The sequence below is a fragment of the Gemmatimonadaceae bacterium genome (assembly GCA_035606695.1).
In the GTDB taxonomy this organism is placed as follows: domain Bacteria; phylum Gemmatimonadota; class Gemmatimonadetes; order Gemmatimonadales; family Gemmatimonadaceae; genus JAQBQB01.
Genome location: DATNEW010000020.1, coordinates 80,879 through 98,095 on the forward strand (window position 1 = coordinate 80,879; position 17,217 = coordinate 98,095).

The following is a 17,217-nucleotide window of genomic DNA, read 5'->3' on the forward strand; positions in this document are numbered from 1 at the left end:
TCGCGCATGGCACCTTCCAATCGTCGCGGCGTCGCATTGCTCGCCGCGCTGTGGATGGTCGTCGCGATCGCCACGGTCGCGCTGCAATTCAGCATCGAAGCGCACGAACGGCGCACGGTGGGCATTCTCGTCTCCGAGCGGGGCGTGCAGCGCGCATTGGCAACCGGCGCGCTCGCCTTGATCGAGGCGAAGCTCGACTACGCGCTTCGGGTCGCGCCGAGTGGAAGCAATGCGCAGCGCCTGCGGTCATTCGACCCGTGGCTCGACATCGACTCGATCTATACGGGTACGATACAAGTCGACAGTATCGACGTCGAGGTACAGGCGCACGACCTGGGCGAACAGCTCAACATCAATCAGCTCACCGAGAATGACTTCCAAACGTTCTTCAGCTATCTGCTGAAGGATTATCAAAAATCGACGCAGCTCGCCCAATCGATCATGGATTGGCGTGACGCCGACAGCATTCCTCGGCCGAATGGTGCCGAGCGCGACGCGTACATCAAGGCGGAGATGTTGTCGCTGCCGACGAACTCGCCGTTTCGCGAAGTCGAAGAGCTGCGCGACGTGATGGGCATGACTCCCGAGATCTACGCCGAGGCCAGCCCCTACTTCACGACGCGCGGCACCGGTCTCGTCAACATCAACACGGCACCCGCGGCGGTATTGCGCGTGCTGCCGGGCATGACGGACGCCATTCTCAATACCATCCTGCAAATGCGCTCGCAGGGCAGGCGCATCAATAACATCAACGACGTGCTCCCCCAGGTCGGACGCGGCGGCGTGGCACAGATCGCCGCACGGGCGCGATCTGCCGCGCAGCTCAATACGCGAGCGACGACACAAACCGACATGATCGAGCTCACGATCCTCGCGCGCACCGGCCCGCAATCGCAGCCCACGCGTCTCATCGCCGACATACGTCGCCTGAACAACAGCGCCACCATTTCCTACAAATCATGGTGACGCGGGACGCGACGGTGAGCGTGCCTCCGGGCGCCGCGAGGAAACGAGTGCGCACGGGAATCGCGCTCTCGCCGACGGCGCTGTGCGCGGTCGATATCCGCCTGCGCGGCGACGCCGATCGGGCGTGGCGCGCAACGCTCGAGCCGCCGCCGGCGGACGGAAGTAGTTGGTCGTCGCTTGCCTCGGCGCTTGGCGATCTCGCGCGCGCGATCGGCGACACCAACGGCACGAGTCGCACATTGTCGATCGTGCTGCTGCCGCCGCTCACCGAAGTGCGGCGGCTCGAGCTGCCGCCCCTCAACGACGACGATCTGCATCAAGCGCTGTCGCGCCACGCGGCGCGCTACTTCGTGAATGCACGCGCCGCGCAGGTGGTCGGTGCGACGGTCGCCGGCAAGCGCACGCGCGGCGCGCCGACACCGGTGATCGCCGCGGCCGCGAACGCGCGACTCATCGCCACGATTCGCGCGGTCGCGCAACAGGCCGGATGGACGGTCGAGAGTATCGCGCCTGCCGAAAGTGCGTGGGCCGCCGCGGCGCTTTCGCTCTGGCCGGCCTTTGCGCGCCAATCAGGAGCGGCGTTGATCGCGACGGCGGATCGCACAGATCTGCTTCAGCTCGAGAGCGGCCGACTCACCGCGGTTCGCCGATTCCGCGGCGGAACGGCCGACGCCGCGATGATCGCCGAGCTGCTCGGATCATCAAATAAAGTGGGCATCATCGGTGAGGATGCACCGCGGAAGGCGCTGAGCGCGGCACTCGCCGGATCGAGCATCACGTTGATGTCGCCATCGGGCGAGTTTGTGCGAAGCGCGGGCGACGTCGCACTCCTCGCCGCGCACTTTGCGGGAAGCGAGGTCGGTCCGACGCTTCGAAGCATCGACGCGGTCGCCGTCGAGCGTCAACGCGCGCAGCACACGACATTGTCGTTGTGGGCCGCGGCGGCCGTTCTCGTCGTCGCGGCCGCCGGTATTCACCTGTGGGGCCTGCGTCATCAGCTGCAGGTCGTCCGTGACGAACGCGCGCGACTGCGGCCGCAATTGTCGTCGACGCTCATGGGCCGCTCGAACGTCGACGTCACGTCGCGACACGTCACAACGCTCGATGCAATCGAGCGCGCGAGCCCGCATTGGTCGCGCATCATCGCCACGCTGAGCGAGGCGATGCCGGACGAGGCGTATCTCACCGCAATTCGCGCCCGTCAGGATTCTCTAATCGTCGACGGCTTGGCCGAGCATGCGGCCCGCGTCTTCGACGCGCTGCAGCAGTCGAAGGTGTTCGTCGACGTGAAGTCGGCGGCGCCGGTGCGACGCGACCAGCAGGAAGACGGCACGACGCTCGATCGATTCACGATCGCGGGGCGCATCGCTCCGCCGGCTACCGGGCCCGTGACCGCGGCCGCCGCGAACGGCCCTACGTCGCGGAGAACGCCATGAAGTGGAGCACGATGAGCGTCCGCGACCGCCGAGCCATTACACTCGGCGGGCTGGTTCTTCTTCCCGGATTGCTCTTCATCTGGGGGGTGCGGCCGTATCAAAGCGCCGTCGGCGATCTGCGCGATCAACTCGAGAGCGAGCGCGCGGCACTGGCTCGCGAGCGGGCTGCCGTGGCGTCGGCGCATCAGAATCCTCAATTGCAGCACGCCGCCGACTCCGCGATGCGCTCCGTGCGCCCGCGACTGTTCGAGGGACGCGACGACGTCATGGCGAGCGCGGAGCTGGCCGCGTATGTCGGCGACGTTGCGCGCGAATCACGCGTGTGGTTGCAGGATGCGGGAACACGTCCCGCGCTGCCGGCGACCGACGGGTTGCGAACGCTGCGCATCGAGATTCGGGCCGAGTCGGATCTGAACGGCACGATGGCGTTTCTCCAGGCGCTCGAGCGCGGCACCAAGCTCGTGCGCGTCGACCGGCTCGACATCTCGCACAATGCGCGCGCGGATGAGAAAGGCGCCGAGACACTGTCGATCGTCGCGACGATCTCCGGATTTGCCGTCGGCGAATCTTCGTCGCCGTCCGGTGGCACATCACCAGCGGCGGCCACTCCGGTCGCGCCCGCGGCTCGCGCGTCGAATGGAGACACACCATGACGAGCGTGCGAGATCTCACGCGCACGCCGGCGATGCGCATCGCGTTCGTCGCCGTCGTTGCGACTTCCGCGGCGCTCTTGTGGGAAGTCGTGCAGGCGGTACGCACGCCGCCCTTGCCCGAGATTCCGGCCGCGACGCTGGCGAGCGTAACGGCGCAGGGGTCGCTGCATCACATGCCCTCGCCGCCGCCCGCTGACATTCAGGCCGCCGTCGACAACGACTTGTTCGCGTCGGATCGCTCGGCGCCCGACACGCCGTATCGCATGCCGGGCGAGTCGACCGAGGACGACAAGGTGGCCGCCGAGCCGGCGAAGCCGTTCGTGCTCGGCACGGCGGTCGGCAACGACGGACGCAACTTCGCAACACTGCAACTCGGAACTGAATCCCCCAAGCTGGTCGTCGTGGGCGACAAGATTGGCGAGTGGGTGGTGAAGGGAATCTCGCGCGGCAAGGTCGTGCTGTTGAGCAGCACCGGCACGCGCGCCGAGCTCACCGTGACCAAGCCAGGGACCTGACATGCGGACACTTCACAGAACACTCATTGCCGGCGTGCTCGCCGGAGCCGTCGTGCACGGCGCCGGCGCGCAGCGCGGCGCGCCGCCGAGCCGCGGTACGTCGGGCGCGCCAGGCAACAAGCAACGATTGCAGACGCCGGCGAAGCAGGACACGACGAAACGGCAAGCGCCGACCGGCGTCATGCTCGACTTCGAGGAGCAGGATCTCAAAGTCGTGCTGAACGCGCTGGCGGCGGCGGGGAACCTCAACGTGATCCTGACGAACATTCCGTCGGAACGCGTGACCGTGCACATGGGGCAGCCGGTGTCGCGCGACAGCATGGCGGTCGTGCTGCACAGTCTCGCCGAAGCCCACAACCTCAAGTTCACGCAATCGCCGACGCTGATTCAGATCGCCGGTCCGACGCCGCAGCCGGTGCAGCGCGGACCGACGGCGCAGGAGTTGTTCGCGCAGCAGTTGGCGGCACAGAATCAGCAGCAGGCGGTGCGGTTGTTCACGTATCGGCTGCATCACGCCAGCGCGGTGCAGCTCGCACCGGTGTTGACGAGTTTGTTCATCGGCGCCTCGACGACGTTTCCGACGCGCGCGGCATTTCCGAACGGGAACGGCGGCTTCACGACCATCACGACGCCCGGCAACATCAACGTCATCCCACCGGCCATTCAGGGAAATGTCGGCCGCGGTGCGCGTGGCGGCATCGTGGGTAATGGCGGAGGTCTCGGTAACGGAAACAACGGAAACAACGGGATCAACGGCAACAATCCGAACGCGCAAATTCAGAACGCACTCGTGAACGCGTTCGCGCAAGCGTCCGGTGCGCTGTCCAGCCAGTCGGGCGACATTCGTATCATCGCGGAAGAGTCGAGCAACTCGCTCCTCGTTCGCGCCACCGACTCCGACTGGCAGCTCATTCAGGCGATCATTCAGGGCGTCGACTTGCGTCCGCTGCAGGTGTTGATCGAAGTCACGATCGCGGAGGTGCAGCGCACGCACGATCTCGACATCGGCGTCTCCGGAGGCTTGAGGAAAACGAACGGATCGAAGGTCGCGTTCGATTCCTCCAGCGCGCCGACGCAAGCCAGCGCCCGCGACTTCATTCTGCAACTCACGGGCGGCCACGGCACGATCAATTACAACGTCGCGATCGCCGCGTTGCAGGAGCGTGGCAACGTTCGCGTCCTGTCGCTGCCGGTCATCATCGCGCAGAACAATCGCCAGGCGACGCTGAACGTCGGCTCGTCGCGCCCATTCGTGCAGGTGTCGCAGACCGTGCCGAACGATCCAACCGGCCGCGTGCAGACCGTGCAGTACATCGACGTCGGCACGGTGCTGACGATCACGCCGACGATCAATCCCGACGGCTATGTAAATCTCCAGGTGTCGCAGCAGGACAACAGCGCGAGCAACGAGGTCCAGTTCGACGCGCCGGTCATCAACAAGCGCGAAGCGACCACACAAGTCTTCATTCGCGACGGCCAGACGACGGTCATTGGCGGCCTCGCCGACAACACGCATTCCACCGACGTCTCCGGGATTCCCATCCTCAGCCGCATTCCGCTCATCGGCCCGCTCCTGTTCGGCAACTACACGCGGAACGACGAGACGAGCGAGCTGTTCCTGTTCCTCACGCCGCACATCATCTCGAGCGACGACGACATCGACAAGCTCCGCGACGCAGTGCGCGGCGGCAGCGAACTGCTCAAGGATGTGAACGTCGGCCCCCACATCATCCCGGCGACCGACACGCTCAAGGCCAAGCCGGACACGACGAAGAAAAACAACATGACGCCGCCGGTCCGGCGCCCGCCCGAACTTCCCGACGCCAAGCCTGAAGTATGGCGGTAAGCGACACGCGGCACCCGTCCACGGAACTGCTCGAGGTCGAGCGGCTCACCACCGCGCTCTCGGCCGACTGGCTCGAACAGCACGGTGTGCTTCCGCTGCGCCTCGATGGCGACGTACTCGCCGTCGGCACGTGGCTCGATCGCGTCGACGCACTTGCACTCGACGACTTGCGCCTGCTCTTCGGCGCCGGGATTTCGCTCGAGCGGTACGACGAGCACGATCTGCGCACCGCAATCCGCCGACTGTACGCGCCCGAAGCGGCGACGGCCGAAGGGGTCATCGCGGGACTGACCGGCGAGATTCGCGCGATCGACGCCGACGAAATTCCGCTCGACGATCTGCTGCACCTCGCCAACGAAGCCCCGGTCGTTCGGCTGGTGAACCTGCTGTTGATCGAAGCGCTCGATGCACGCGCGTCCGACGTGCATCTCGAGGCGTACCAGGACGGACTGCGCGTTCGCTACCGCATCGACGGCGTGCTCCAGAACGCACCGTCGCCGCCGCCGCACCTCACGGCCGCGATCATCAGCCGCCTCAAGATCATGGCCGAGCTGGACATCGCCGAGCGACGACTACCGCAGGACGGACGCATTCGGCTTCGCCTGCAGAATCGCCAGGTGGACGTGCGCGTCTCGACGGTTCCCACGCTGCGCGGCGAGAGCGTCGTACTGCGATTGCTCGACAAGGAGCGCGGACGCATTTCGCTCCTCGAGTTGGGCATGGCGCCCGACACGCTCGAGCTGTTTACAGAAGTCGTCTCTCGCCCGCACGGCATCGTGCTGGTCACCGGGCCGACGGGATCGGGTAAGACGACGACGCTCTACGCGGCCGTCGAGATGATCAAGACGGGGCGAGAGAAGATCCTCACCGTCGAAGATCCCGTGGAGTACGAGCTCACCGGGGTGCCGCAGGTCCCGGTCAATGAGAAAGTTGGAATGACGTTCGCGGGCGCGCTGCGCGCGCTGCTGCGCCAGGACCCGGACATCATTCTCGTTGGCGAAATCCGCGATGCCGAGACGGCGCAGATCGCTACGCAGGCGGCGTTGACCGGTCACCTCGTGCTGTCGACGCTGCACACCAACGACGCACCGACCGCGCTCACGCGTCTGCTCGATTTGGACGTCGCCGCGTACCTCGTCGCCAGCACGGTGGACGCCGTACTCGCGCAACGTCTCGTGCGTGTCATCTGTCCCAACTGCAAGACGGAAACACGGCCCGACAAATCGGTCAGCCGCCGCCTCGACGTCGAGGCGCTCGGCCTCACGCGCGTGTGGAGGGGTGTGGGGTGCGACGAATGCCGGGGCACCGGGTTTCGCGGACGAACCGGCGTCTACGAGCTGCTGGTGATGGACGCCGAGCTTCGCCTGGAGATGCAGCGGCGGCGCGGCTCGGAAGAGCTGCGTTCCATGGCGGTCGCCAAGGGCATGCGCACGCTGCTCGATGACGGCGTTCGCGCGGCGCGCGACGGTATCACGACGATCGACGAAGTGATGCGCGTGGCGCGGGCGTAACCCCGTCGCTACTCGTATCGCAGCGATTCGATCGGATCGAGCAACGACGCGCGCCGCGCCGGCAACACGCCGAAGACCAATCCGATGGTCACCGACACGGCAACCGCGAGCAGCGTCAGACCGATCGGCGTCGTTCCGTTCACGCTCATCAACGTGCTCGCCAGACGCCCGAGCAGCAGCCCGGCGATCACACCGATGATGCCGCCCGTCCCGGTGAGCGCCGCCGCTTCGATGAGAAATTGCTGAAGAATGTCCCGACGCGTCGCGCCGACGGCTTTTCGGATACCGATCTCGCGCGTACGGTCGGTAACGCTGATCATCATCACGGCCATCACGCCGATGCCGCCCACCAGCAGCGCGACGGACGACAAGACGATCATCACGAGAAAGAAGACGCCCGTGATCTTGTTGAACGTGTCGAGGATCTGATCCTGCGTGATCATGTCGAACGTGTCGTGGTCGCCCGGCCGAAGGCGTCTCGCCTCACGCATCGAGATCGTCACCGCCTCCTCGGCCGCGGACACCGATACGCCCGGGCGCGGCTTCACCGGGACGAACAACGCGTTCGTCTTGTCGATGAGGAATTGGTGATCCATCGTCCGATACGGGATGATGCAATGCACCTGCTGGCCCGGCGGATTGAAGATGTTCGCCGCTTCCTGATAGATGCCGATCACATGGAACGGACGCCCGCCCACACGCACCCATTTGTCGATCGGCTGGATGGCGCCGAATAACTTCTTCGCCACGTCCACCGCGATCACGATCACCGGCGCACCACTGATCTCTTCGGCATGCGTGAACCACCGGCCGTCGGTCAGGTCGCCGCCCTGAATTTCGGTGAAGCGCGAATCCGCGCCCATGATGACGCCCAGGTTGGTGCGCACGCCGTTGTATTCGGTGCGATTCTGAATCTGCGCCCAGATCCCCGCATACTTGATCTCGGGCAGCTTCGCGATGCGCTCCGCATCGTCCGGTCCGAGGTCAGGGCGAATGCGCACCCACGCCGGAAGATCCTGCGGATTGAGCGGTGTCTGCGACCAGACCTTCACGACATAAAACGTCGTTGGCCCCGCGATCTCGATCGTCGATACGATCTGATCGCGGATGCCCGAGACGATAGTGGCCATGGCCATCACGGTCGCCACACCGAGCACGACGCCAAGCACCGTCAGCGCCGATCGGCCCTTCGCCGCGGCGAGCGACGCCATGGCCGTTGCGACGTTCTCGCGAAATTGATCGCCGACGCGCAACCACGATCGCGCGCGTCGCATCATTCGGCCCGCATGGCGGCGATGGGATCGAGGCGCGCGGCACGCGACGCAGGATAAACGCCGAAGATCACGCCGACGCCGGCGCCGAGAAGGAGCGCGACGACGATCGACCACGTGGTGACGCGCGCCGGCAACGGCGACGCGACGGCGATCAGTGCGGCAAACGCCCAACCTGCCGTCGCGCCTAGCGCGCCGCCGAGCAGTGCGAGCGCAACGGACTCCGCGAGAAACTGCCGGAGAATGTCGGTGCGTCGTGCGCCGACGGATTTCCGCAGCCCGATCTCGTGCGTTCGTTCGCGCACCGACATCAGCATGATGTTCATGATCACGATCCCGCCGACCACGACGCCGATCGCGACCATTGCCGGAACGACCGTGAACAGCACCCGCGTGAGCTGCTTCCAGAAGTTGACGAGCGCGTCGGCCGTTTCGATCGAGAAATTGTTCGACTCGCCGGGGCGAAGATGGTGTGCGACGCGCATTGCCTCTTCGGCACGCTGCATGGCGGGCGCGACGTCCTTCGCTTCGGACATCTTCACCGAGATCGTCGTCGTCTGGCGACGGCCGTACATCGCCTCGAACGTCGAGATGGGAAGCATCACGAAGCCGTCGAACGATTGGCCGAGCACGCGGCCCTTGGCGGCGATGGTACCGATGATCGTCATCGGCAACCCGTGCACGTGAATCTGCTTTCCGACGGGGTTGCGGCCATCGAACAGCTTGTCGGTAATGTCCGCGCCGACGACGACCACGAGCCGGCGCTCGCGCACGTCGACTTCGGTGAGCGGATCGCCGTACTGAAAGCGATAGTCCTGCACCTGCTGGTACTCGGGCGACACACCGAACACGTTGACGGAGCCGAGCGTGCGATCGCCGTACAGGACGTCGCTGCGCGGTGTCGGGAATCCGGACTGGACCGAGATCGCCGCCGCGCCTGACAGCGCCGCGCGCACGGCGTCCGCGTCAGCGTTGGAGATCTTCGGTCGGCGCTGCATGCGCAGCCAGTCGTCGTCCTCGATCAAGCCGAGGTTGATCGGTAGCCGGCGCACCTGAAAGGTGTTCGTCCCGATCATGGCGTCCGCGATGTTTTCTTTCACGTACGCGTTCATGCCCTGAATCACCGCGACGACGGCGACCAGAAACGCCACGCTCACGATGATACCGAGCAGCGTGAAGAACGACCGCAGCTTGTTGGCGCGGATCTGGGTGAGCGCGGTGAGGACGACGTCACCGAAGCGCATATACCGGAGACGATCGAGCGGGGAGGTTGGAAAAAGCGCGTGCCCCTCGCGTGTCACGCACAGCCGCGCCATCGTTGGGGATGCGACTTTTCACTTGCATTGCGGTGTGTACGGCGTCGGTGGTTCTCGCGGCCGGGCCGGCGCCGGCGGCGGCGCAGCAAAGCGGACAACGTGTCGACATTCTCATTCGCGGCGGAACGCTCGTCGACGGCACCGGCGCCGAGCCACGGCGCGCCGACGTCGGCGTTCGTGCGGATCGCATCACCTTCGTCGGGGACGCGGCGGCAGCGCACGTGACGGCCGCCCGGACGATCGATGCAACAGGATTGGTGGTCGCGCCGGGCTTCATCGATCCCCACACCCATACGGCCGGCGATCTCTCGAGCTCCGCGCGCAAATCCAATCTGCCATATCTCATGCAGGGTGTCACGACCGTCGTCACGAACAACGACGGCGGGGGCCCCATCGACATCGCCGCGCAGCTCTCGGGCTGGCGCAGGAACGGCATCGGCACGAACGCCGCCGTGTACATCGGGCAAGGCTCGGTACGCGGCGCGGTGATGGGAATGTCGGGCTCCGCGCCAACGCCCGCGCAGCTCGACTCGATGCGCACGCTCGTCGGCCGCGCGATGGACGCCGGCGCCATCGGCATGTCCACGGGTTTGTACTACGCGCCCGGCAGCTATTCCTCGACCGACGAGGTCATCGCGCTCGCCTCGGTGGCGGCGGCGAAGCACGGCATCTACGACTCACACATTCGCGACGAGAGCTCGTACACGATCGGGCTGCTCGCGGCCGTCGACGAGGTCATTCGCATCGGACGCGAAACGCGAATGCCCGTTCACATTTCGCACATCAAGGCGCTGGGCGTGGACGTCTGGGGCATGAGCGACACGGTGATCGCGATGCTCAAACACGCGCGCGCGGCCGGCATCGACGTCACGGCGAGCCAGTATCCATATACGGCGTCGGGAACGAGCGTAGGCGCGTCGTTGCTGCCGCGCTGGGCCGAGATCGGAGGACGCGATTCGCTGCGGGCGCGCATCAAGGATCCGGCGACGCACGCGCGGCTCGTGACCGAGATGACCGAAAACATGCGCCGCCGCGGCGGCGCGAACACGTTGCTCATCACCGGCGGTGACACGTCGATTCGCGGCAAACGCCTGGACGAAGTCGCACGCCGCCGGAATCTCTCGCCGATCGAGGCCGCGATGCAGATCATCGTCGCCGGTGACGCCAGCGTCGCATCGTTCAACATGAACGAGCGCGACATCGAGAACTTCATGCGCCAGGACTTCATCACGACCGATTCAGACGGCAGCGACGGCCACCCGCGAAAATACGGCACGTTCCCGAAGTTGATTCACGAGTACGTCATGCAAAAACATGTGCTCACGCTGGAGCAGGCGGTGCGCCGCAGCAGCGCTCGCACGGCGCAGATTCTCCAGCTCGCCGATCGCGGCGTGATCGCGCCGAACATGATGGCCGACGTCATCGCCTTCGATCCGCGCCTCTTCGCCGACCGCTCGACCTACGAGCAGCCGACCCTGCTCGCCGTGGGGATGAAGTACGTGCTCGTGAACGGCACCGTCGAGATCGACGACGGGAAATACAACGGGGTGACGGCGGGCAAAGTGCTTACGCGCTGAAGACCGTTCCGCGGAGTACATTTCGACAATGACCGACGCCGAATTCGGAACGTTCTACGTCCCCGGGCCGACCGAGATTCGCCCCGCGCTCCTTGCCCAGATGGTGCGGCCCATCATGGGACATCGCGGCCGCGCCTTCGAAGCCATGTTCGCGCGCATCGAAGCGGGCTTGCGCGACATCTTTCTCACGGCGCGACCGGTCTACATCGGCGCGGCATCGGCCACGGGCTTCATGGAGATGGCGATTCGCAATCTCCCCGAAGGCCGGATTCTCTCGCTCGTCAACGGCGGCTTCTCCGAGCGATTCGCGCAGGTCGCCGAATCGTGCGCGCGCGACGTCGAACGCGTCGTCGTCCCGTGGGGCGGCGTGTTCGATCTCAACGCCGTCGAAGCGGCGCTCGCGAAAAGCCGCTTCATCGCGGTCACGGTCGCGCACTCCGAAACCTCGACGGGCGTGCTCACCGACGTTCAGGCGGTGACGGCGCTCGCCCACAAGCACGGCGCGATGTCCATCGTCGACAGCGTGTCCGGCGCGGGCGGCGCGGAGCTGATGTTCGACGCATGGCAGATCGATTTCCTCGTCACGGCGTCACAGAAGGCCATGGCGCTGCCGGCGGGACTCGCCTTCGCCGTCGCGTCTACCGACTACATCGAGCGCGCGCGCGGCGTGGCCCATCGGGGCTTCTACTTCGACGTTCTGCAGTACGACAAATACGCCGAGAAGAATCAGACGCCGAGTACGCCGGCGACGTCGCTGCTGTACGCGCTGGAGATGCAGGTCGGCGACATCGGCCGCGAAGGCATCGAGCGTCGCTGGGAGCGCCACCTGCAGATGCGCGACGCCACGATCGAGTGGGTCAGCGTGGTGCGCGATCGCCGCAACATCGACATTCGCGTGCTCGCGCCCGAGGACTCGCGCTCGCCAACCGTCAGCGTGATCATGCTGCCGGCCGGAATGAAGGGTCCCGAGCTCTCGGAGTCGGTGAAGGCGCGCGGCTTCACCATCGGCGGCGGCTACGGCGAGCTGAAGGACACGTCGGTGCGCGTGGGGCACATGGGCGATCACAGCGTCGACGGCGTCCAGCGCTGCCTCCACGCCGTCGAGATGTCGTTGGCCGAACTGGCGGAGCGGCGGCGGCTGGTGCGCGTTTAGAGTTCTCTCAATTCACGCGCAGCAACCCGCCGGCCCATCCGGCTACGCGGCTACCAGAAGCGCAGCCCGACCGTGATCGGCGCGACCCAGAAGGCGCCAAAGTCGGTGTGCGACACGTAGAGCACGCGCAGGCCCGCCGTCAGCGCTTTGTGCGCCGGCCGATACAGGACCGCTTCCACCCCCGCTTCCGCGCCAAAGCTCATGTTGGCCGGAATCTGCGTGTTGGACAGACGGAACGGTCCTCCGCCAAGGACGGCGGTGATCGGGTGGTTGGCGAAGGGATCGGTCAACTCGACGACCATGCCCGCCGTCGCACCCGCCATGTTTGGAAAATCGGGCGAGCAATGCTGACCCGTCGTCAGGATACAGTGGTTGGAGAGGGCGTGATCGAACCCGCTCAAGTCCAGCGAAAAGGCGACCTCGCGACCGACCGGAATGTTGACGCCGGCGCGGGCGAAATACCCGCCGTCGTTGGCGAAATCCCCGCCGCCGGTCATGGCGCCTCCAAGATCGATGTGCCCGTTGAAACGATGCACCTGGGCCCCCGCGCTCGAGACGAGCAGCGTCGAGAGCAGAAGCACGGACAAGACTTTCACGATTCCTCCAGGGATGTAGCGGCTCGAGTGGCTTTCGGGGTTCTAGCGGCCCGGCATGCTCAGCCCACCGACAAGCGTGGTCAGGAGGCTGGCGACGGCGAACAGCGCCGCGGCCCAACCGCTCACCGCGGCCAGCGTGGACATGATCTTGAGAAAAGTGAACTCGGCTCGTGTGTCAGCATTTCGTAATTTCAGAACGCTCATTGACCGGTCCAGCAGGCCCCATACACCGTACGCCGTCATCGCGGTGAACGCGCCGGCCAGCCAGTACAGACCCGGAAACTGCGACCAGAGCAGCACGGCGTTGACGCCGCCGCCCATCGTGGTCATCCACAATTCGGACGGCCCGCGCGTTCGCGCCTGTTCCGCGAGAACGGCGTTCACGCCTTCTTCGTCGGGCGACGTTCCGACAGACGTACCAGCAGACGTACCGGCCGCCGCGTCGACAGAAGGCGGCGCGACTGGCGGTAGGTCCTTCATGGAGCGGCGCACGATCATGATGATGGAAATCCTGCAACGCCGCCGCCGGTTCAGCAACCAGTTTTTTTCGCCCCCGTGCGTTCCTTACACCTCCTTGCCGATGCGCGCCCGAACCGCAAGGTTTGGCGCGCATGACTGTCCTCACCATTGGCACCGCCACCGGTCGCGCCGGCGAAAAGGTTTCGGGATTCATCGACGTGCCGGACACCGGCGATCCAGGCGCGCGCATCCCGGTCACGATCGTCACCGGCGTCCGCGCCGGACCAACGCTGGCGCTCATCGCCGGTACGCACGGCTCGGAACCGTCCCCGATCGTCGCCCTCCAGCGCGTGCGCGCGGAGATTCAGCCCGACCAATTGACGGGTACCCTGATTCTCGTCCACATCGTCAACGTGCCGTCGTTTCAGCGCCGCACCATTTACCGGGGGCCGCACGATTGGAAGAATCTCAATCGCGTGTTTCCCGGCCGCGCCGACGGAACGTCGTCCGAGCGGATCGCCCACGCGATCACCACGCAGGTCATCGACCAGTGCGATTATCTCGTCGACATCCATTCCGGCGACGGCAACGAAGCCCTGCGGCCCTACTCCTATTGGAACAAGCTCGGTCTCGATGACGCGGTCGACACGAAGGCGCGCGAGATGGCGCTCGCGTTCGGTCTCGATCACATCGTCGTCGATCGCGGACGACCCGCGAATCGCGACGCATCGCTCTTTTGCTCCAACACCGCGCACGTCCGCGGCAAACCCGCGGTCACCACGGAAGCGGGCGAGCTTGGCGTGCCGACCGAAGACATGGTCGCGCTCAACGTCCGCGGCGCCGTTCGCGTCATGCGATACCTCGGCATGCTCGCCGGGGCGCGCGCGATGGTCGAGCCCAGGTGGATCGAGCCGTCGGAAGTGCTCACGAGTCCCGGCACCGGCTTGTGGTACCCCGCCGTTCGGCCCAACGACATCGTGACGAGCGGCGCGCTCCTCGGCCGCCTGACGGATTATTTCGGCGAGTCGATCGCCGAACTGCGCGCACCGATCGACGGCGTCGTGTTGTACGTGGTCGCATCGCCCGCGATGAGCGAAGGCGAACCCGTGGCGATGGTCGGCACGTACGCGCAGCACGATCCCACCGCCGCATAACGTCCAAACTCCGCGAGCTTCGCGCATCAAGACGCCATCGTCCACCGGTCGCGCGCTGATCGGGCTCACGCTCGGTCTCGTCGTCGGTCTTGGCATCGCCTGGACGAATTCATCGGCGGGCCGGGTGTTCGCGTCGGCCGTCGAGCCAATCGGCACGCTGTGGGTGAACGCGCTGCGAATGACCGTGGTGCCGCTGGTCGTGTCGTTGCTCGTCGCCACGATCGCGTCGCGCGAAGGCGCGGCGATGTTCTCCCGGCTCGGCCGGCGCGCGATCGTGACGTTCATCATTTTTCTCGTCGCGATCGCGGCGTTCGGGCTGCTCGTGGCGCCGCCCTTCTACTCGTTATTGCACGTCGACGCAGCATCGGCCGCGTCGCTGCGCGCGAGCGCGGGTGATGCATCGTCCGCGCCGCTGCCCGGGTTCGGCGCGTGGGTCGCGGGGCTGGTGCCGTCGAACATTCTCAAAGCCGCGGCGGACGGCGCGATGCTGCCGCTCATCGTCTTCGCACTCGTCTTCGGCTTGGCGCTTTCGCGGCTCGACTCCCAGAGACGCGCGCCGGTCGCCGACGTCTTTCGCGCGATCGCTGACGCGTCGGGCGTGATCGTGCGCTGGATTCTGCTCGCCGCACCGGTGGGCGCGTTCGCGCTGGCCGTGACCGTGGCGATTCACTTGGGGAACGCGACGGCGCACGTGATCGCGTTCTACCTCATGAGCAACGTCGTCCTGCTCGGCGCGGTCGCAATCATCATTTACGTCGTCATTCCCATTATGACGAAGACGCCGCTCGCGCGATTCGTCCGCGCGCTCGCGCCGGCGCAGGTGGTCGTCGTGACGACGAGATCCTCACTCGCCGCGCTCCCCGCCATGCTCGACGGGTGTACGCGAATCCTTGGTATTCCGCGCGCGGTGTCCGGCGTCGTGCTTCCGCTCAGCGTATCGCTGCTGCGCGCGAACACCGGATTGTCGTGGGTCGTATACGCCCTGTTTCTCTCGAAGTTGTATGGCGTTCCACTCGGCGCGGTGCAGCTGATCGGTGTCGCCGCCGTGTCGATCGCGATGAGTTTCAGCGTTCCGGGAATTCCGAGCGGCGGGCTGCTGATTGCGACGCCCTACTTCACCGCTGTCGGACTGCCCGCGCAGGGCATTGGCATTCTGATCGCGCTCGACGCCATTCCCGACATCTTCAAGACTCTCGTGATCGTGATGTCCGACGTATCGGTGACGCTGCTGCTGTCGCGCGATCCGGCGATATCAGCCGCCGCGGAACACGAAGAACACGGCGCCGGCCATACATAGGCCCGCCCACAAAAAGTCGAGCTTGATGGGCTGCTTCATGTACAGCAGCGCAAAGGGAACGAACACCGCGAGCGTGATGACTTCCTGAATGATCTTGAGCTGGCCGAGCGACAGCGCACCATACCCGGCACGATTCGCCGGCACCTGCAGACAATACTCCAGAAACGCGATGCCCCAGCTCACGAGAATCGCGACGATCAACGGGCGATTGTGAAGGTTCTTGAGGTGCGCGTACCACGCGAACGTCATGAAGACGTTCGATCCGGTGAGCAAGAGGACCACGCGAACGATCGGAACAGAGAGGAAAGTGCGAATCTGCGACACGCGTTCTCCGGCGCAGTGAGCTCACTTGCCGCGCGGACGGGTGAAGACGTCCGATCCGAAGCCGGACAAGCCTTTTTGCGAGGCGTAGCCCAGGTGCGGCAGGCCGAAGATGTCTTCGACGCTGCGCAGCAGCGAGTAGTGATTGTAAGGCACCTTTGAGACTGTGCCCGGCTTGATGTAACGCGACAGAAGGACGGCGCCGATGCGCCCTCCGCCTGGACCATTGATTCCGGGACGAAGAACGTTCGGCCCCGGTTGTTCGTGGCAGCACGCCGTCGCGTCGATCGTCAACGCTTCGTCGAACGTGATGATCAGCAAACCGTCGGCGCGAAATGCCGGCGACGCGGTGATGATCGGCACCCAGTGGCGGAGAAACTCGTCCGCCGAGATGAGGCCGCCCGCCTCTCCATTGCGGCACGGATGGTCGTGTCCGTCGTGACACAAGCTCGGCGAAATGAAATTGAAGTTCGCCGTCGTCGCGGCCGATTGCAGATCCTGCTCGAATCCGGTGAGCGGACCGACGTTCTGCTGGCAGCGCGGCGTGTCGATGATCGAGTGGAAGTAGACGAACGGGTTATGCTTGGTCGCGTAATTGTCGAGGGCGGTCGCGCGCGAGGTCGAGTCAATCGAGCCGATGACGGGATGCGCACAGGTCGCCGGCTCGCGCGTGGGAGTCGCGCCCATGTCTTCCATGTACGCTTTCCAGGTCAGGCCCTTCGCGTCGAGCTGATCGGCCACGGTCTGGATACGTGCAGGATACACGCAGCCATAGCCCGCCGGCTGGCCGTCTTTCGCCGAGGCGGTGTCCACGAAGTCGATGAAGCGCGGGCAGTCGATCTGCGTCTCACGCGTCGGCGCGAGCCCACTGATCATGGCGATGTAGTTGTCGAGGCTCACGTGCCCCGTGCCGTGATACTGGCGCAGGAGCGCACCCTGCTTGCGCAGAGTGTCGGCCAGGTACGGCGCGTTCGAGCTGTCTCTGAACGTGGTGTCGTAGCCGGTGTTCTCGAGCACGATCACGAAGACGTGCTTGATCGGCGGCGGCCCGCGGCGGCCCTGGGCGGCCACCGTGCCCGTGATCAATGATCCGAGGAGTCCAGCGATAAGAATTTTGTAATTAAACATTGATAATGATTTGATGTG

16 protein-coding genes are annotated in these 17,217 nt (G+C 65.5%); 10 read left to right on the forward strand and 6 right to left on the reverse strand.

Annotated features, from left to right (window positions below; all coding sequences use genetic code 11):
- Positions 1–6: 6 nt before the first annotated feature.
- From VN706_08690 to VN706_08715, 6 genes are read left to right on the forward strand one after another with little or no spacing between them, the layout of a single operon-like run.
- A complete protein-coding gene (locus VN706_08690; protein HXT15693.1) occupies positions 7–966 on the forward strand; it encodes a type II secretion system protein GspK in 960 nt (319 codons plus the stop codon).
- A complete protein-coding gene (locus tag VN706_08695) occupies positions 960–2,402 on the forward strand; it encodes a PilN domain-containing protein (GenBank protein HXT15694.1) in 1,443 nt (480 codons plus the stop codon). Before VN706_08690 ends, VN706_08695 begins: the two co-directional genes overlap by 7 nt.
- Positions 2,399–3,055, forward strand: coding sequence for a type II secretion system protein GspM (gene gspM, locus VN706_08700; protein ID HXT15695.1), 657 nt, complete (start codon positions 2,399–2,401; stop codon positions 3,053–3,055). Before VN706_08695 ends, gspM begins: the two co-directional genes overlap by 4 nt.
- The gene (locus VN706_08705; protein ID HXT15696.1) at positions 3,052–3,570 is read left to right on the forward strand and encodes a hypothetical protein; all 519 of its coding nucleotides are present in this window, start codon (positions 3,052–3,054) and stop codon (positions 3,568–3,570) included. The genes gspM and VN706_08705 overlap by 4 nt, the downstream gene beginning before the upstream one ends.
- Before the next feature lies 1 nt (position 3,571).
- Positions 3,572–5,416, forward strand: coding sequence for a secretin N-terminal domain-containing protein (locus tag VN706_08710; GenBank protein HXT15697.1), 1,845 nt, complete (start codon positions 3,572–3,574; stop codon positions 5,414–5,416).
- Positions 5,407–6,927 (forward strand): ATPase, T2SS/T4P/T4SS family, encoded by a 1,521-nt coding sequence (locus VN706_08715; GenBank protein ID HXT15698.1) that lies wholly within the window; start codon positions 5,407–5,409, stop codon positions 6,925–6,927. Before VN706_08710 ends, VN706_08715 begins: the two co-directional genes overlap by 10 nt.
- 8 nt (positions 6,928–6,935) lie before the next feature.
- Here the strand turns inward: VN706_08715 and VN706_08720 are convergent, their stop codons facing one another.
- Together VN706_08720 and VN706_08725 are read right to left on the reverse strand one after the other, a co-directional pair.
- On the reverse strand, positions 6,936–8,204 hold the full coding sequence (locus tag VN706_08720) for an ABC transporter permease (protein HXT15699.1): 1,269 nt from the start codon (positions 8,202–8,204) through the stop codon (positions 6,936–6,938).
- The gene (locus tag VN706_08725; protein ID HXT15700.1) at positions 8,201–9,442 is read right to left on the reverse strand and encodes an ABC transporter permease; all 1,242 of its coding nucleotides are present in this window, start codon (positions 9,440–9,442) and stop codon (positions 8,201–8,203) included. The genes VN706_08720 and VN706_08725 overlap by 4 nt, the downstream gene beginning before the upstream one ends.
- Before the next feature lie 80 nt (positions 9,443–9,522).
- Between VN706_08725 and VN706_08730 the strand changes: the two genes are divergently transcribed.
- Positions 9,523–11,091: an amidohydrolase family protein gene (locus VN706_08730; GenBank protein HXT15701.1), complete on the forward strand. Its 1,569-nt coding sequence runs from the start codon at positions 9,523–9,525 to the stop codon at positions 11,089–11,091.
- A gap of 28 nt (positions 11,092–11,119) precedes the next feature.
- Positions 11,120–12,244, forward strand: a complete 1,125-nt coding sequence (locus tag VN706_08735; protein ID HXT15702.1) for an alanine--glyoxylate aminotransferase family protein — start codon at positions 11,120–11,122, stop codon at positions 12,242–12,244.
- A gap of 50 nt (positions 12,245–12,294) precedes the next feature.
- On the opposite strand, the gene VN706_08740 is transcribed toward VN706_08735, so the two are convergent.
- The gene (locus VN706_08740) at positions 12,295–12,840 is read right to left on the reverse strand and encodes a hypothetical protein (GenBank protein HXT15703.1); all 546 of its coding nucleotides are present in this window, start codon (positions 12,838–12,840) and stop codon (positions 12,295–12,297) included.
- A 42-nt stretch (positions 12,841–12,882) separates the two neighbouring features.
- Positions 12,883–13,377 (reverse strand): hypothetical protein, encoded by a 495-nt coding sequence (locus tag VN706_08745; GenBank protein HXT15704.1) that lies wholly within the window; start codon positions 13,375–13,377, stop codon positions 12,883–12,885.
- A gap of 74 nt (positions 13,378–13,451) precedes the next feature.
- Here VN706_08745 and VN706_08750 point away from each other — a divergent pair, with 74 nt between their 5' ends.
- Together VN706_08750 and VN706_08755 are read left to right on the forward strand one after the other, a co-directional pair.
- Positions 13,452–14,453: a M14 family metallopeptidase gene (locus VN706_08750; GenBank protein ID HXT15705.1), complete on the forward strand. Its 1,002-nt coding sequence runs from the start codon at positions 13,452–13,454 to the stop codon at positions 14,451–14,453.
- Positions 14,454–14,511: 58 nt separating this feature from the next.
- Positions 14,512–15,750, forward strand: coding sequence for a cation:dicarboxylase symporter family transporter (locus VN706_08755; protein ID HXT15706.1), 1,239 nt, complete (start codon positions 14,512–14,514; stop codon positions 15,748–15,750).
- Here the strand turns inward: VN706_08755 and VN706_08760 are convergent.
- Together VN706_08760 and VN706_08765 are read right to left on the reverse strand one after the other, a co-directional pair.
- Entirely contained in the window at positions 15,706–16,074 is a 369-nt protein-coding gene (locus VN706_08760) for a DMT family protein (GenBank protein ID HXT15707.1), read from the reverse strand. The genes VN706_08755 and VN706_08760 overlap by 45 nt on opposite strands.
- A gap of 21 nt (positions 16,075–16,095) precedes the next feature.
- Positions 16,096–17,199 (reverse strand): alkaline phosphatase family protein, encoded by a 1,104-nt coding sequence (locus VN706_08765; protein ID HXT15708.1) that lies wholly within the window; start codon positions 17,197–17,199, stop codon positions 16,096–16,098.
- Positions 17,200–17,217 lie beyond the last annotated feature (18 nt).